We start from the raw sequence: 16,301 nt of genomic DNA, 5'->3' as shown, positions 1-16,301 counted from the left end.
TCCGTGCATTGATAGTGCAGGGAAGCAAGCCATGAAGATGCTCACAGGACTGGTCGGGCTCGCGATTATGACGGTCGCGACGCCTGCGGTAGCCTACACCCATCCGCCCGACGGCAACCCCGGCGGCGATCGCGGCAATCCGACCGAAGTTCCGGCACCGCCCGTGGCGCTGCTGTTCGGCCTCGCGGCCGGTGCGGTCATGCTGCGTCGCAAGATCGCCTGACACTCCCGGTTACGGGCACCAGACAAGGGCCGCGTCAGGGTGCCATCGGCTCTCCGCCGTGGTCGATCTCGTCGCGGCTCTTTCCACGCCAGCGCTCGACCTTGGCCGCCGCGCGCATCTGGATCACCGCCAGCGCGGGGATCAGAAGCACGAGCAAGGCGGTTCCGAACAGGACGCCGAAGCCGAGGCTGGCGGACATCGGGATCAGGAACTGCGCCTGCAGACTGGTCTCGAAGGTGATCGGCGCGACGCCCAGAAACGTGGTGATGGCCGTCAGCATGATCGGCCGGAAACGGGACTTCGCCGCATCGATCATCGCCTCGCCCGGTGCCATTCCGTTGGCGAGATTCTCGTTCAGGAAGTCGATCATCACCAGCGATCCGTTGATGATGACCCCCGACAGCGCGATAATTCCGAACATCGACAATATGCCCAGCGGGATACCCAGCAGGAGGTGCCCGATCAGCGCGCCGATCATTCCGAAGGGGATCGCGGCCATGATGATCAGCGGCTGGACGTATGAGCGGAAAGGCACCGCCAGCAGCGCATAGATTGCGACCAGCGCCAGCAGGAAGGCGCTGCCGAGGTCGCCGAAGCTTTCCTGCTGTTCTTCCTGCTCTCCACCGAAGTCGTATTCCAGCGCCGGATAGTCGGCAGTCAGTTGCGGCATGATGTCTTCGTCCAGCAGTCTCGCGACCTCCTGACCGGTGATCGTGTCGCTGTCGACATCGGCGGTAATGGTGGCGATCCGGTGGCCTTCCTCGCGCCGGATGACCGACGGAGCTTCTCCGAACGATACGTCCGCAAGGCTCGACAGCGCTACCTCCCCGCCGGGGACGCGAACGCGATAGCGCTCGATATCGGCGATTGAATCACGCTCGTCTTCCGGCAGGCGGATATAGACCCGCACGTCCTCCTGCCCACGCTGAACGCGGACGGCCTCCGCGCCGAAGAATGCGGCGCGCACCTGGGTCGCGACATCGTTCAGCGTGACGCCGAGGGTGCGTGCAGCGGGCTTTAGCCGCAACTCGATTTCCTGTTGGCCCGCGTCCTGATCGCTCTCGATATCGAACACGCCGGTCACGCGCGCGAGCTGGTTCATCAGCCGGTCCGACGCAGCGTCGAGGACGGCATCGTCCGGATGGCTGAGCTGGACATTGACCGGCTCGCCAATCGCGAGGAGCGAGGATGAGATCGAGAGGGACCGCGCTTCGGGCACCGGCCCAAGTTCCTCGCGCCAGGCCTCCTCGATCGCGCGGGCGGAAATCTCTTCGCGCTGCGCGGCAGGGATCAGGCTCAGCTGCACATTGGCGAGGTTGGGGCGCAGGGTACGTTCGGGGCCGCCCGGGCCCTGGCCGGTCTGTGCCTGTCCGATCGTGGTGTAGATCGCTTCGAGGAAATACGGGCCCACGCCATTGTCGGGCGCATCGCCCGGCGGGTTGCCGGCGAAGCGCGCGATCGCACGATCTGCCGCAGCTTCGATCCGGTCGGTGATCTCGGCGGTCCGCTCCACCGTGGTGCCGGGCGGCATCTCCAGCGTGGCGACCACGATATCGCCTTCGATCTCGGGGAAGAAGGAGAACTTGATGATCCCCGCAGGCAGCATCGCCACGAACAGGATCAGCAGTGCCACCCCGCTGGCCAGCACGAGATAGGGCATCGCGACGACGAACTTCAGCGCCCGGTCCAGCGGGCCGTCCACGAACCTCTTGAAGCGCTCGTCGACCCAGGTCTGGATCTTTTCGAAGAAGCGGGTGACCCGGTTGCCAGCCTTGTGATCGGGATCGGGAAGGGTGCTGAGGTGGTGGGGCAGGACGTACAGCGCCTCGATCAGCGACAGGCTCAGCACCGCTATGACCACCAAGGGAATGTCGGCAAGGATCTTGCCTATCACACCGCCTACCGCCAGCAGCGGCAGGAAGGCGGTGATGGTCGTGGCGACGGCGAAGAAGACGGGCACCTTCACGCGCTGCGCGCCCGCAATGGCAGCGCCGATCCCGGTGCGTCCCCGCTCTCGCTCGGCATAGACGTTCTCGCCAACGACCACCGCATCGTCGACCACCAGACCCAACGCGAGGATGAAGCCGAACAGCGAGAACATGTTGATGCTCGACCCCGCCCAGTCGAGTATGAAGATCGCCCCCACGAAGGTCGCACCGATGCCCACCGCGGTCCATGCGGCGAGCCGCAGGTCGAGGAACAGGGTCAGCGCGGCGAGCACGAGGACCAGACCGAACGCCGCATTGCGCAGCAGCAGGTCGAGCCTGTCCTGGAGCAGTTCGGACTGGTCTTCCCAGATTGCGTGCGAAATGCCGGGCGGGAGGTTGAAATCCTCGTCGATCAGCGTCTTGGCGGCGTGCGCAACGTCCAGCACACGTTCGTCGCTGGTGCGGTAGATATCGACGAAGGCAACCGGCTGGTCGTTGAAACGGGTGATGAGGTCGGAATCCTCGAAGCCGTCCTGCACATCCGCGATGTCGCCCAGCGTCAGGGTGGCGCCTCCGCGGGTGGTCAGGACGACGATATTCTCGAAATCCTGCTGGTCGTAGTTCTGGCCGATGGTGCGCACGCGCACTTCCTCGGTCCCGGTCTCGATTGAGCCGGCCGGACTGTCGAGGCTGGACTGCCCGACCACCTGCGCAACCTGCGGCAGCGACAGGCCAAGCGCGCGCAGCCGCGACTGGGGGACGTCGGCGTAAATCTCGTAATTGCGGACCGCCGAGGTCTCGACATAGCTGATCTCGGGCAGGGAGGATGCCGCATCTTCCAGCCGGTAGGCAGTTTCCTTGAGCGTGCGCTCGTCGACATCGCCGAACAGCGCGATCCGCAGCACGACCTGACGCGTGGTGAGCTCGCGCACGTCGGGCTCTTCCGCCTCGTCGGGGAAGGTCTGGATCTGGTCGACCTCGGATTTCACCTCGTCCAGCGCACGCGCGATATCGGCGCCAAGCTCCAGTTCGACATTGACCACGCCGCCGCCTTCCGAGGCGGTGGAGGAAATCTTCTTCACGCCCTCGATCGCTTCGACCGCTTCCTCGATCTTCTGGACGATCGATTCCTCGATCTCTTCGGGCGTCGCGCCGGGATAGGTGACCGAGACCGAGATCGTGTCGAGGCTGCTTTCGGGGAACACCTCCTGCACGATGCTGGTGTAGGAGAAGTAGCCGGCCACCAGCATCAGCAGCAGGAGGAGGTTGGAGGCGACGCCATTGCGCGCCATGAATGCGATCGGCCCTTTCCGGTCGCGTGCGCGATCGGTCGCCTCGTTGCCGAAGCGGTCGATCGCGCTGCTGTGGTCTGGCGGATCACTCACCGCGCGGCTGCTCCGGTTCCGGCGAGGAGCGCCTGGACTGCGTACCCGTGCGAACCGGCATGCCATCGGTCGGCGCGCGCAGGTTGCTGGTCACGAGCTGTCCACCCTGGGCGAGGGTGGGCGTGGTGACATAGGCGATTTCGTCCGTCCGTTGGATCACGCGCACCGGCAGGATCCGCAGGCGCCCGTCGCGCACGACCCAGACCTCGTTGCCCGGACGCAGGGCGGTGATCGGAATGCGCACGAAAGGCACCGGCACCTCGCCGGTAATCCGCGCCTCCACGAAGCTGCCGAGCAGCAGCGGCGGCCCGGCGGGCGCATCCTCGTCGACCGGCGTGCCGCCTTGTAACGGCGAGGGGACGCGGAGGAATATGTCGATCGTGCGCGTCTCGGGATCGAGAATCGGGTCGGCACGGTCGACGTAGGCCTCCCACCGATAGGTAAGGCCACCATAATCGAAGAAGACGCTGGCCGGGATGCGCCCGTTGCCGGACCTCAGCAGCGAAGGGATCAGCGCCGCCTCATCCTCCGTCAAGGCGACGCGGACTTCGAAGGCGTCAGTTGCTACCAGCGTGCCAAGCGCCTGTCCGGGCTGGACCAGCGTGCCGACCGCCGCGCTTTCCTCCTGCACGAGGCTGGCGAAGGGGGCCGAAATGCGCGTGCGCGACAGCGAAATCTGTGCGGCTTCGAGATTGGCGGCGGCGCGCTCGCGCGCGGCCTGGGCCGAGCGCAGCTGCGGTTCGCGCGTAGCGAGACGGCTGGGAGCGGCTGTCGAGCGGCCCTCCGGCGGGTTGGCTCCCTGCCGGGCGAGGGAGGTCGGCGGGAGGATGCGCGCGGCATAATCGTCCGGATCGATCCCGGCGTGCAGCACGTCGCGCGTCGCCTGCCGCTGCGCGAAGCGTTCGAGCTCGTCTCGTGCGATCTCGACCTCTTCGCGCGCTTGTAGAACCGCGACATCCTGCGCTGCGACATCGGCGCGCGCCGTGCGGACCTGATTCTGGAAATCGACCGGATTGACCCGAAACAGCGTTGCGCCGCGCGAGACCATGCGTCCTTCACGGAACGCAGGGTTCACGTAGACGAGGCGTCCTGCCACTTCCGCCCCCACGGTCACGGTTTCGCGGGCCTGGACCGTTCCGCTGCCACGCACCTCGATCGGGCCCGATGCCTGTTCGAAGGCGACGGTTTCGACCAGCGGTGCCTGCTCCACCCGTTCCTGCTCTTCGGGCTCGGGACGCAAGGCGACCATCAGCACCGCAACCAGAATGGCGCCGCCGAGCACGGCGAGTGCGAGGATGGCCTGACGGCTCATGGGTCTTGTCCTTCCTGTGGGGCAGGTACCAGTGCGACCGGGTTCGTGCGTGCGCCAGCAGCCCAGTCGCCGCCGAGTGCGCGATGCACGCCGAGGCGCGAGAGTGCGACCGCGCGACCGGCGGAGGAGAGTGCGGCTTCCACCTGATAGAGTGCGCGCAGCGCGTCGAGATAGCTGACATAATCGCCCACACCCGCTTCGAAGCGCCGCGCCTGAAGATCGGCGGAAAAGCGCGCCTCGTCGCGCTGGGCGAGGATCAGTGCGTAGCGCTGGCGGTTCTCTTCGTAATCCTCGATCGCGCTGTTCGCTTCCCGGTAGGCATCGATGACGGTGCGCGCGTAATTCGCGGCCCTCTGGTCGTAGACGGCGCGCGCAGCCTCGATATTGGCGGAAATGCGTCCGCCCTGGAAGATCGGCGCGGTGATTCCCGCCGCAAGGTTGACCGCCCAGTTGTTGGCGACATCCAGCGCTTCGCCGATCGTCCCGCTCTGGGTGCCGGGCTGGGCCGAGAGCGTGATCGAGGGAAACCGTTCGGCCCGGCGGGCGCCGATCCGCAGGCGCGCCGCCTCCAGCCGCGCCCACGCCGCAGCCACATCAGGCCGCTGGCCCAGCAGCTGTGCGGGGAGTCCCGGCGGCACCTCGTCGAATACCAGGCGCGGCAGCAGCTTGCGGTCGAGCCTGGCCTGCATCGTCTGCGGGTATTCGCGCACCAGCAGCGCCAGCCGTCCCTCCGCATCGTCGAGGGCGGCCTCGGCCTGCGGGAGGGAGGCTTGCGTGTTCCGCTGATCCTGCAGCACTTGGTAGAGTTCGAAGCTCTGCGAGAGGCCGCGCCGGAACCGCTCCTCCGTCCGCGTTGATCGTTCGCCAAGCAGGTCGATCGTCTCCACCGTCAGCTCGATCTGGCGGCGCCCGTCGACGATCTCGAAATAGGTCGCGATGGTTTCGGCGGCGGCGGCCAGCTGAACGCTGCGAAAATCGTACTCGGCAGCGATGGCGTCGGCGCGCGCGGCGGCGAAATCGTTGCGGATGCGGCCGAACAGGTCGAGTTCGTAGGAGGCACCGAGGCCGAGCGAATATGAATCGTTCTCGATCCGCGTCGGCGCGTTCTGTCCGCCGCCGCCTGCACCGGCGAGGCTGCCGAAGGCATTGCCGCTCAGCGGCGTGTTGGAATAGCTCGCATCGGCGCTGGCATTGATGCCGGGAAACAGTGCCGAACGTGCGACGCGCGCCTGCGCCGCTGCCTGAGCGACGCGGGCGGAGGCTTCCGCGATGTCCAGATTGTCCGCCAGAGCGTCCTCTACCAGCGCATCGAGCACGGGATCGTCAAAAGCGGTCCACCATGCCTCGGGCCGATAGGCGCCGTCCGCTTCGGTGTTGGCGAAGTCCTCTGGCAGGCTTGCCGTAATCTCGGGCTGGGCAGGATCGGGCGCCAGGCTAGCGCAGCCAGCAAGGAAAAGGCCCATGAGGCCGGGAAGAAACGCACGGCGCATGCAGTGCGACCTACGCGACGGCCCGCCGAATGGCGAGAGGGCGGCCGAAAACAGGTTTCCTTTAGCGACCGATCGTGTCGCGAATGCAACCTGGATGCGTCAGAGGCCAAGCCACCAGCGTATCAGCATGGCGACGATGCCGAGCGCGCCAACGCTCATGCCCCAGATCGCCGCCATCCAGCCCAGCCGCTTCCAAAGGGGCGCCTCGTCCGCCGTCCTTCCTGCTTCGTCGCGGCGCATCAGTGGTAGCCTTCGTCGCCCACCTTGCCGCGAAACACCCAGTAGGCCCAGGCGGTGTAGGCGATGATCAGCGGCATGGTGATCGCCACGCCGACCAGCATAAAGATCTGGCTGCGTTCGGGTGCAGCGGCATCCCAGATCGTCAGCCCGGGGGGGACGACATAGGGCCAAATGGTCACGCCGATACCGGCCAGTCCGCCGAGGAAGAGACCGAGCGAGAGCCAGAACGGCTTGGAGTGCCGGTCGCACGACAGAGCGTGCCACAGGAAGCCAGCTATGATCAGCGTCACGATCGGGATCGGCGCGGCCCAGTAAATCTCGGGCGTGCTCAACCAGCGATCGGCGTATTCCGGACGCAGGACGAGGTTGTACAGGCTGACCGCGCCCATCAGCGCGAGGGTCGCCACTGCCGCGATCTTGCCCAGCTTGCGGGCATGGGCCTGCACGTCGCCGTCGAGCTTCCAGACCAGCCACGTCGCACCGAGCAGGGCGTAGCCCGCAACCGTGCCGATACCTGTCAGGAGCGTGTAGGGCGTCAACCAGTCGAACCAGCTGCCCGAATAGGCGCGGTCGGTAACCTCGATGCCCTGCAGCAGCGCGCCCAGAATCATTCCCTGCGCCAGCGCGGCGACGATGGATCCGCCGCTGAAGGCGGCATCCCAGAACCGCCGATGCGAGGGATCGCGCCAGCGATATTCGAACGCGACCCCGCGGAAGACGAGGCCCAGCAGCATTGCGATGATTAGCGGATAGGTGGCGGGCAGGATGACCGCGTAGGCCAGCGGGAAGGCCGCGAACAGGCCACCACCGCCCAGCACCAGCCAGGTCTCGTTGCCGTCCCACACCGGCGCAATGGAGTTCATCGCACGGTCGCGCTCGCGGCCCACCGCGAAGCTGGGGAAGAGCACGCCTATCCCCAGGTCGAACCCGTCCATCACGACATAGGCGAAGATCGCGAAGGCAATGATGAAGGCCCAGACTGTGGTGAGGTCGATCATTGGTCGTCCTCCTTACTCTCGGGCTCGATGTACTGGATGGAACTGAGCGAATCAGGGCTGAGGTTGCCCGGATCCTGCGTCAGCCCCGGGGTGATCCCGGCGGTCCGGATCGGGCCGGTATCGCCGCGCTTGACCCCGGTTTCACGGGCGTGGGGCGGCTGGCTCATCAGGCGCAGGATGTACCACGTGCCGGTGCCGAAAACCGCGAAATAGACCACCACGAAGGCGATCAGCGATGCGCCGACTGCAGGCGCGTCGAGCGGACTTGCCGCATCGGCGGTGCGCAGCAGGTTGTAGATGACGTAAGGCTGACGGCCGACTTCGGTGGTGATCCACCCGGCGATCACCGCGACGAAGCCTGCCGGGCCCAGCACCAGCGCGGCGCGGTGCAGCCAGCGCCATTCGTAAAGCTTGCCACGCCAGCGCGCCAGCAGGCTCCACAGACCGACGCCGAGCATCGCGAAGCCCAGGCCGACCATGACGCGGAACGACCAGAAGACGATGCCCACGGGCGGCTGCTCGTCGAGCGGGATGGTGTCGAGCCCGTCGAGCGGCGCGTTGAGATCGTGCTTGAGGATCAGGCTGGATGCCTTGGGAATCTCGACCGCGTATTTCACCTCGCGCGCCTCGCTGTCGGGAATGCCGAACAGGATCAGCGGCGCGCCGTCGGGGTGGCTTTCGTAATGGCCTTCCATCGCCATCACCTTCTGCGGCTGATGCTCCAGCGTGTTGAGCCCGTGCATGTCGCCCGCGAAGATCTGGATCGGCACGACCAGTGCGGCCATCCACATCGCCATGGAGAACATCTTGCGGGCGTGGCCGTTGTCCCGGTTCTTCAGCAGGTGCCATGCGCCGACGCCGCCGACCACGAAGGCGGTGGTGAGGTAAGCTGCGAGCACGGTATGCACGAGGCGGTAGGGGAAGCTGGGGTTGAAGATGATCGTCAGCCAGCTGTCGCCGGGCAGGAACTGGCCGTTGGCACCGATTTCGTAACCCACCGGGGTTTGCATCCAGCTGTTGGCGCTGAGGATCCAGAACGCCGAGATAAAGGTGCCAATCGCAACCATCAGCGTGGCGGCGAAATGCAGCTTCTTGCCCACGCGGTTCATGCCGAACAACATGACGCCCAGAAAACCGGCTTCGAGGAAGAAGGCGGTCAGCACCTCGTACGCCATCAGCGGGCCGATTACCCCGCCAGCCTTGTCGGAGAACACCGACCAGTTGGTCCCGAACTGGTAGGACATCACGATACCGCTGACGACGCCCATCGCGAAGGCGATCGCGAAGATCTTCAGCCAGTATTTGAACAGGTCCATGTAGACCGTCTTGCCGGTCTTCAGCCACAGGCCTTCCAGAACCGCCAGATAGCTTGCCAGACCGATCGAAAAGGCCGGGAAGATGAAATGGAAGCTGACCGTGAACGCGAACTGGATCCGGGCCAGGATGATGGGATCGACAGTATCGAACATGCGGGCTCCATACTGATCATCCGGCCCAATCTCCAGCGCGGATCAAACACTGTTTGTTGCGGTTTGCGCAACATGGCCTCCGGCAGGGACGTTGCGGTCAGGCGGCTTCGCGCGGATTGTGCCGGGCGCTCACTCCTTTGCCCGCATTCTTCGCGGCGTACAGCGCCCGGTCGGCGAGCAGCTGCAATTCGTCAATGGAGGTCGAGTCCTCCGGGTAGCAGGCGAACCCTGCGCTGATGCCGATCTCTACCAGCCGGGTCCCTTCGGCGACATAGGGCTTGTCGGACACGCAGGAGATGACTTTCCCGATCACGGCCTCGGTCGCCTCCGGCCCGTGATCTTCGAGGACGGCGAAGAACTCGTCGCCGCCGACTCGGGCGAGCGCCTGCTCTTCAGGCATGACCTGCGCCATCCGGTGGGCGACCTCGCACAGCAGACGGTCGCCCGCCGCGTGCCCGAAACGGTCGTTGATCGGCTTGAACTCGTCCAGATCGAAGCACACCAGACACAACGGCCGGTCGGCCTGGCGGTTCTTCAGGACCGCTTCCAGACCGTTGCGGTTCAGCAGGCCGGTCAGCGGATCGTGTTTGGCGCGCTCGTCGTTCGCCATCTCCGCGGACAGCGCCGCGACCATGGCGCGGCGATAATTCAGGATCAGCTGGATCGCGCCGAGCAGGAAGCCGGGGGTAAGAGCGAGCAGCGCGAACAGCAGCGGTTCTCCCAGGGCGATCGCACCCGCAACCAGCGGGGCAATGCACAGCACCACAAGCAACAGCGCAAGACGCGGGGCGGGGTAGTTGCGCGCGCTTATCGGGCCGACGAGCCCCATGCAGTGCGCCGTGACGATCACCATGATCACTGGCTCGCCGCTCTTCATGCCGAGGTAGAACAGGCTTCCCTGCAGCAGGCACCACAGGATGGAGAGGGTTGCCGGCCCATCGACGCTTGGCGTCAAACCGCGCTTGCGAGCCCTTCGAATCCGTCGGAGGCTTTCGAGCCGAATTATCAGGATCGCCACCTCGGCGATGATGATCAGCAAAAAGGCGGACCCGCCGATGGCGTAGTGGGCGAGACCGGCGACGAGCAGGCCGTTTAGTGCACCCATTATGATGGCGAACGGGGAGGCAAGAAGCGCGCCGATCATCGCCGGGCGGATATTCTCCGGCTCTTCCCCCCGCCATTGCAGTAACCATGCCAGCGGACCCCGCCGCGCGCGCAGCACTCCGGGGGGCCTGAACGCCCCCGGCGCGGCACTGGCATGATCTCTTCTCATCGTCGCACACTCTAGCCCCAAGTCACTAAGATTGGCTGAAAGTGCGGCAGGCATTGGGTCCCCATGCAAAAAGGGGCAGCCCATCGGCCGCCCCTTCGCTTGAGACGAGGATATTCGCCTATTCGACGATGTCCATTTCCTCGATCAGGTTGGTCGCACCGTCGACCTTTTCCATCACCCACAGCATGTAGCGGGTGTCGACATGGATCGAACGCGTGGTGCGCGGGTCGAAATCCCAGTCCGAGTTGACGCTTTCGAACGTCCCGTCGAACAGCAGGCCGACAAGCTCGCCCTTGGCGTTGAGAGTGGCCGATCCGCTATTGCCGCCGGTCACGTCGAGATCGGACAGGAAGTTGACCGGGACCGAACCGATCGAAGCGAGTTCGTACTGGCCGTAATCCTTCGCTTCGATCAGCGCGAGTTCACGCTCGGGAGCGTTGAAGGGATCGATCCCGGTGTCCTTCTGGGTGATGCCTTCGAGCGTGGTGAAGGGCAGGTATTCCATCCCGTCGAACGGCGATCCGCCCATCACATTGCCGTAGGTGATCCGCAGCGTCGAATTGGCATCGGGATAGGGCAGCATGCCCTGCTGCGCCTGCCACTGCGTAATCGCCTCCATATAGGCTGGGCGCAGGGCGAGGGCGCGACCGGCGCGTTCCTCGGCTTCGTCCTCCAGCCCGCGCTCGTAATCGTAGAGTGCGATCGCGAGCTTCATGAAGGGATCGTCGCTCGCCTCCAGATCCGCGACGCTGGCATCCATCAGCGCAAGGCGGGTTTCGGTCTCGTCCAGCGAGGTGTTGACGTAATAGCCGTCGAGGATCGCATCGAGCTGCTTGGCGTCGTCGATACCGGTCAGGCCCAGGGCGTTGTCGAATACGGCGACCCGCTCCGCCTCCGGCTGGGCGAGATAGCCGTCGAGGAACAGCTTCCACTCGGCCTTGTCGACGCTCGCGTCATACCGGCGGTCGAGCGCCTGCATACCCTGGCGGAAGAACGCCATGTCACGTTCCTGGTACCCCGATTCACGCTGGGCATTCGGCTTCTCGCGCTCCTTGGCGAGGCGATAGAGCCGCTGGGCGACGCCGAGCAGCTGGGCGCGGGTGGCGTTGCCGTACCAGAAGCTGGTCCGCGCCGCCGTGGCGCTTTCCTGCGACAGTTCGGCAAGGTCGTTGATCGCAGGGCCGTAGGCTGCGCGCGAGGGATCGGCGGCGATCCAGTCGGCCAGCGCGGCTTCGCGTTCGCGGCGGCGTTCGATCAGGCCGACACGGCGCGCGCCTTCGATCTGGCCGCGCAGGTTCTTCTCGTAATTGTTGAGCCCGGCGAGGCGGGCTTCGTACTTGACCCGCGCATCCGATCCCTCGGGGGCGGCGGCTTCGATAGTGCCGATCCAGTCGGTCAGCAGTTTCTGGAAGGTGGGATATTCCCAGCCGAAGGTGTTCTCGACTTCGGCGAGCATGGCATAGCGCGAGGTCGAGCCCGGATAGCCCGCCACCATCACGAAATCGCCATTGTCGAGGCCGCTCTTGCTGACCTTGAGATGATGCTCGGCCTGGTAGGGCACATTGTCTTCGGAATATTCGGCGGACGACCCGTCGGGCGCGACATAGGCGCGGTAGAACGAGAAGTCGCCTGTGTGGCGCGGCCACATCCAGTTATCGACGTCGCCGCCATACTTGCCGATCGAATCCGCCGGCGCGTAGACGAGGCGCACGTCCTTCACTTCGAGCTGCTTGATCAGCTTGTATTCGTCGCCGCCGTAATAGCTCGCAACCCGGCAGCGATAACCGGCTTCCTGTTCGCATTCCGCGGTGATGTCCTTCGCGCGCTGGTCGATCGCGTCATAGCGCGCGTTGGGCGTCATCGCGTCGGTGCCTTCGCGCATGCGCTGGGTCACGTCGCTGAAATCGGTGGTAACATAGATGCGCGAGCCGGGTGCGGCGGGCAGCTCTGCGCCCATGGTCTTCGCGAGGAAGCCGTTTTCGAGATAGTTGTTCTCGGCGGTCGAGTTGTACTGGACCGAACCGCGCGCGCAGTGGTGGTTGGTGACCACGAGGCCCTGGGGCGAGACGAAGCTGGCGGAGCACCCGCCGAGGCTGACGACCGCGCCCATCGGAAAGCCGGTCAGGTCGCTAAGCGCTTCGGGATCGAGCTCGAGGCCGGTCTCTTTCAGATCGTCGGCAATCTCGGGCAGCTGCTCGGGGGTGAACATCCCTTCCTTGGCGGCAAGCGGTTGCACCGCGACGCCGGCCATGAGGGCGGCCATCAAAAACACCTTGTTACGCATCTGTTTCCCCTGAAATTCGACGGCGCGCGACTCGCGCCGATGTTACAGGGTCACTGGCTATTGGCCTTGTCCGGATGGCGCAAGGCGGCGCCATGTCGTTTGTCGGTCTGGCAGGGGCGTTCGTCAGCAGTCGATCACCGCATGCGGAGCCATGTGAAAGCTGCCCAGTCGCCAAAACCGTGACGATGGGTTAGCCATTCGGAAAACACGATTGGGAGAGCCAGCGCCGTGAGCGAATTTATCGACCCGCCGCAGACCGCGACGACGAATTGCACCGCAGAGCAGTACGAGGCGGACTATGCCCGTTCGCTATCCGACCCGGACGGGTTCTGGCTGGAGCATGCGCAGCGGCTCGACTGGATCAATGCCCCCACCAAGGGCGGCGACTGGTCGTTCGATCCGGTCGAGATTACATGGTTCGCCGACGGCACGCTCAACCTGTGCCACAATGCCGTCGATCGCCATCTGGCCGACAAGGCGGACAGGACTGCGCTGATCTTCGAGCCCGACGATCCCGAGGGCGAGGTCCGCACATTGACCTACGCCGAACTTCATCGCGAAGTCGTACGGATGGCCAATGCGCTCAAGGCAATGGGCGTCAACCGGGGAGCGCGCGTCACGCTGTACATGCCGATGGTGCTCGAAGGCGTGGTCGCAATGCTCGCCTGCGCGCGACTGGGCGCGATCCATTCGGTCGTTTTCGGCGGCTTCTCTCCGGAGGCGTTGGCCGGTCGCATCATCGATTGCGACAGCCACTTCGTGATTACCGCCGACGAGGGCCGGCGCGGCGGCAAGCCTATCGCGCTCAAGGCCAATGTCGATGCGGCGGTCGACGAGCATGACACACCGGTGAAAGGCGTGCTGGTTATCGCGCATATCGGCGCGGACGTCGCGATGAAGGACGGTCGCGATCACTGGTATGCCGATCTCGCATCGGACGCTGATTGCCCCTGCGAGGAAATGAAGGCGGAAGACCCGCTGTTCATCCTCTATACCAGCGGCTCTACCGGCAAGCCCAAGGGCGTGCTCCATACCACCGGCGGCTATGGCGTCTGGACGGCTGCCACCTTCCACTATGTGTTCGATCACGGGCCGGACGACATCTTCTGGTGCTCGGCCGACATCGGCTGGATCACCGGGCACAGCTACGTCACCTATGGCCCGCTGTTGAACGGCGCGACGCAGGTGATTTTCGAAGGCGTGCCTAACTATCCCGACCACGGTCGTTTCTGGGAAGTGGTCGCACGGCATGGCGTGACCATATTCTACACCGCTCCGACCGCGATCCGCGCTCTGATGCGCGAGGGCGACAGCTTCGTGACCGCGCACGACCGGTCTTCGCTGCGGCTCCTGGGAACGGTGGGCGAGCCGATCAATCCCGAAGCCTGGCGCTGGTATCACCGGGTCGTCGGCGAGGGGCGCTGCCCGGTCGTCGATACCTGGTGGCAGACCGAGACGGGCGGAGTGATGCTGACCACCTTGCCTGCCGCGCACGACATGAAGCCGGGCAGCGCAGGGCTGCCCTTCTTCGGCGTGCAGCCGCAACTGGTCGATAACGAAGGCAAGGTCCTTGAAGGCGCGGCAGAAGGAAACCTGTGTCTCGTCGCGAGCTGGCCCGGCCAGGCGCGCACGGTCTATGGCGACCACGACCGCTTCGTGCAGACCTATTTCAGCACCTACAGGGGCAAGTATTTCACCGGCGACGGATGCCTGCGCGACGAGCGCGGATATTACCGTATCACCGGGCGGGTCGACGATGTCATCAACGTCTCCGGCCACCGGATGGGCACCGCCGAGGTCGAGAGCGCACTGGTCCTCCACCCCAAGGTGTCGGAGGCTGCGGTCGTTGGCTTCCCGCACGACATCAGGGGGCAGGGCATCTATTGCTACGTCACACTCAACGCGGGCGAAGACGGATCGGACGAGTTGGCGGACGAACTTTGCCAGCAGGTCCGCAAAGAAATCGGGCCGGTGGCCACGCCGGACCGGATTCACTTCACCGACGGGCTGCCCAAGACCCGCAGCGGCAAGATCATGCGCCGGATTCTCCGCAAGATCGCCGAGAACGACTATGGTTCTCTCGGCGATACCTCGACCCTGGCAGACCCGTCCCTGGTCGATCGCCTGATCCAAGGCAGGGTGGCCGAATGAGGTGAAGAATTCGCACTTGCGGAACAAATAGAAGGTGGCAGATGTTGTGGGTTTGATGCCGGTGACCGGCCTCTGAAACAAAAGACAACGGAAATAGAGCCGAGCCGGGGGGTCCGAATTGAGCTTCGACGAAATGCTAGGGTCCGACGGGCAGGAGGAAATCCGCCCCGCCTACAGGGCGTTTCGCGAGTGGCTCGATCGGCAGCCGGAAAACCGTGTTTCCCGCAAGTCCGAACAGGCCGAAAATTTCTTTCGCAAAATCGGCATTACTTTCAATGTCTATGGCGAAGACGAGGCGGACGAACGGCTGATCCCTTTCGACGTCGTGCCCCGGATCATCTCGGGGCAGGAGTGGCGCAAGCTCTCCAAGGGCATCGAACAGCGGGTGCGGGCGATCAACGCCTTCATGCACGACATCTACCACCGGCAGGAAATTCTGCGTGCCGGCCGCGTCCCGCAGGAACTGATCGCCAATAACGAGGCGTTCCTGCCCAAGATGATGGGCTTCGATCCGCCGGGCGGCATCTACACGCATATCATCGGCACGGACATCGTGCGCACCGGGCCCGACCAGTTCTACGTGCTGGAAGACAACGCACGCACCCCTTCGGGCGTCTCCTACATGCTCGAAAACCGCGAAATCATGCTCCAGATGTTTCCAGAGTTGTTCGCGGACATCCCGATCTGCGAGGTGAGCGACTACCCAAGCTGGCTGCGCCGGTCCCTCTCGGCCTGTGCGCCTGCCGCCTGCCTCGACAAGCCGACCGTGGCCGTGCTGACGCCGGGCACCTACAATTCCGCCTATTTCGAGCACAGTTTCCTCGCCGACCAGATGGGCGCGGAGCTGATCGAGGGTTCGGACCTGCGAGTGATCGACGGGCGCGTCGCGATGCGGACCACGCAGGGCTACAAGCCGGTCGACGTGATCTACCGCCGGATCGACGACGAGTATCTCGATCCGCTCAACTTCAACCCGGACTCGATGCTGGGCGTGCCCGGCATCTTCGATGTCTACCGCGCTGGCGGCGTCACCATCGCCAACGCTCCGGGCACGGGGATTGCGGACGACAAGGCGCTCTACAGCTACATGCCCGACATCGTCGAGTTCTACACGGGCGAGCGCCCGCTGCTGGAAAACGTGCCCACCTGGCGCTGTTCCGAACCCGACCAGCTGGCCGAGGTGCTCGATCGACTGGATGAACTGGTGGTCAAGGAAGTGCACGGTTCGGGCGGTTACGGCATGCTGATCGGCCCCACCGCCAGCAAGCAGGAAATCGCCGATTTCCGGGAGAAGCTGAAGGCCAAGCCCGAAGGCTACATCGCCCAGCCGACGCTGGCCCTTTCGACCGTGCCGATCTTCACCGAGCAGGGCCTTGCCCCGCGCCATGTCGACTTCCGGCCCTTCGTCCTGATGGCGCCGAACTCAATCGACATCGTGCCCGGCGGGCTCACCCGCGTGGCCATGAACGAAGGATCGCTGGTCGTGAATTCGAGCCAGGGCGGCGGAACCAAGGATACCTGGGTGCTCGATGACTGATCGCACCAGCA

Annotated in this window: 11 protein-coding genes; 3 read left to right on the top strand and 8 right to left on the bottom strand. The window is 64.9% G+C overall.

Features of this window, described 5'->3' with window-relative positions:
- Positions 1-31 precede the first annotated feature (31 nt).
- The gene (locus tag ACYQ0L_RS04855) at positions 32-223 is read left to right on the top strand and encodes a PEP-CTERM sorting domain-containing protein (RefSeq protein WP_459787800.1); all 192 of its coding nucleotides are present in this window, start codon (positions 32-34) and stop codon (positions 221-223) included.
- Positions 224-257: 34 nt separating this feature from the next.
- Here the strand turns inward: ACYQ0L_RS04855 and ACYQ0L_RS04850 are convergent, their stop codons facing one another.
- The 8 genes from ACYQ0L_RS04850 to ACYQ0L_RS04815 form a co-directional block, all read right to left on the bottom strand.
- Positions 258-3,536, bottom strand: coding sequence for an efflux RND transporter permease subunit (locus tag ACYQ0L_RS04850; protein ID WP_459787799.1), 3,279 nt, complete (start codon positions 3,534-3,536; stop codon positions 258-260).
- Positions 3,529-4,848: an efflux RND transporter periplasmic adaptor subunit gene (locus ACYQ0L_RS04845; protein ID WP_459787798.1), complete on the bottom strand. Its 1,320-nt coding sequence runs from the start codon at positions 4,846-4,848 to the stop codon at positions 3,529-3,531. Before ACYQ0L_RS04845 ends, ACYQ0L_RS04850 begins: the two co-directional genes overlap by 8 nt.
- Positions 4,845-6,338, bottom strand: a complete 1,494-nt coding sequence (locus ACYQ0L_RS04840; protein ID WP_459787797.1) for an efflux transporter outer membrane subunit — start codon at positions 6,336-6,338, stop codon at positions 4,845-4,847. The genes ACYQ0L_RS04845 and ACYQ0L_RS04840 overlap by 4 nt, the downstream gene beginning before the upstream one ends.
- Before the next feature lie 99 nt (positions 6,339-6,437).
- Complete coding sequence (locus tag ACYQ0L_RS04835; protein WP_459787796.1) at positions 6,438-6,578, bottom strand: DUF2474 domain-containing protein; 141 nt, start codon at positions 6,576-6,578, stop codon at positions 6,438-6,440.
- Positions 6,578-7,576 (bottom strand): cytochrome d ubiquinol oxidase subunit II, encoded by a 999-nt coding sequence (gene cydB / locus ACYQ0L_RS04830; RefSeq protein ID WP_459787795.1) that lies wholly within the window; start codon positions 7,574-7,576, stop codon positions 6,578-6,580. The genes ACYQ0L_RS04835 and cydB overlap by 1 nt, the downstream gene beginning before the upstream one ends.
- Complete coding sequence (locus tag ACYQ0L_RS04825; protein ID WP_459787794.1) at positions 7,573-9,045, bottom strand: cytochrome ubiquinol oxidase subunit I; 1,473 nt, start codon at positions 9,043-9,045, stop codon at positions 7,573-7,575. Before ACYQ0L_RS04825 ends, cydB begins: the two co-directional genes overlap by 4 nt.
- 97 nt (positions 9,046-9,142) lie before the next feature.
- Positions 9,143-10,189 (bottom strand): GGDEF domain-containing protein, encoded by a 1,047-nt coding sequence (locus tag ACYQ0L_RS04820; RefSeq protein ID WP_459787793.1) that lies wholly within the window; start codon positions 10,187-10,189, stop codon positions 9,143-9,145.
- Positions 10,190-10,436: 247 nt separating this feature from the next.
- A complete protein-coding gene (locus ACYQ0L_RS04815) occupies positions 10,437-12,602 on the bottom strand; it encodes a S46 family peptidase (protein WP_459787792.1) in 2,166 nt (721 codons plus the stop codon).
- Positions 12,603-12,830: 228 nt separating this feature from the next.
- On the opposite strand from ACYQ0L_RS04815, the gene acs reads away from it, so the two are divergent.
- Both acs and ACYQ0L_RS04805 read left to right on the top strand, forming a co-directional pair.
- Positions 12,831-14,753, top strand: coding sequence for an acetate--CoA ligase (gene acs / locus ACYQ0L_RS04810; RefSeq protein WP_459787791.1), 1,923 nt, complete (start codon positions 12,831-12,833; stop codon positions 14,751-14,753).
- A 133-nt stretch (positions 14,754-14,886) separates the two neighbouring features.
- Positions 14,887-16,290 (top strand): circularly permuted type 2 ATP-grasp protein, encoded by a 1,404-nt coding sequence (locus ACYQ0L_RS04805; protein WP_459788039.1) that lies wholly within the window; start codon positions 14,887-14,889, stop codon positions 16,288-16,290.
- Positions 16,291-16,301: the final 11 nt, after the last annotated feature.

This window comes from Alteriqipengyuania triglochinis, assembly GCF_054655655.1.
Note: the sequence above shows the minus strand (reverse complement) of the source record. Positions and strands in the feature narration are given on the sequence as shown.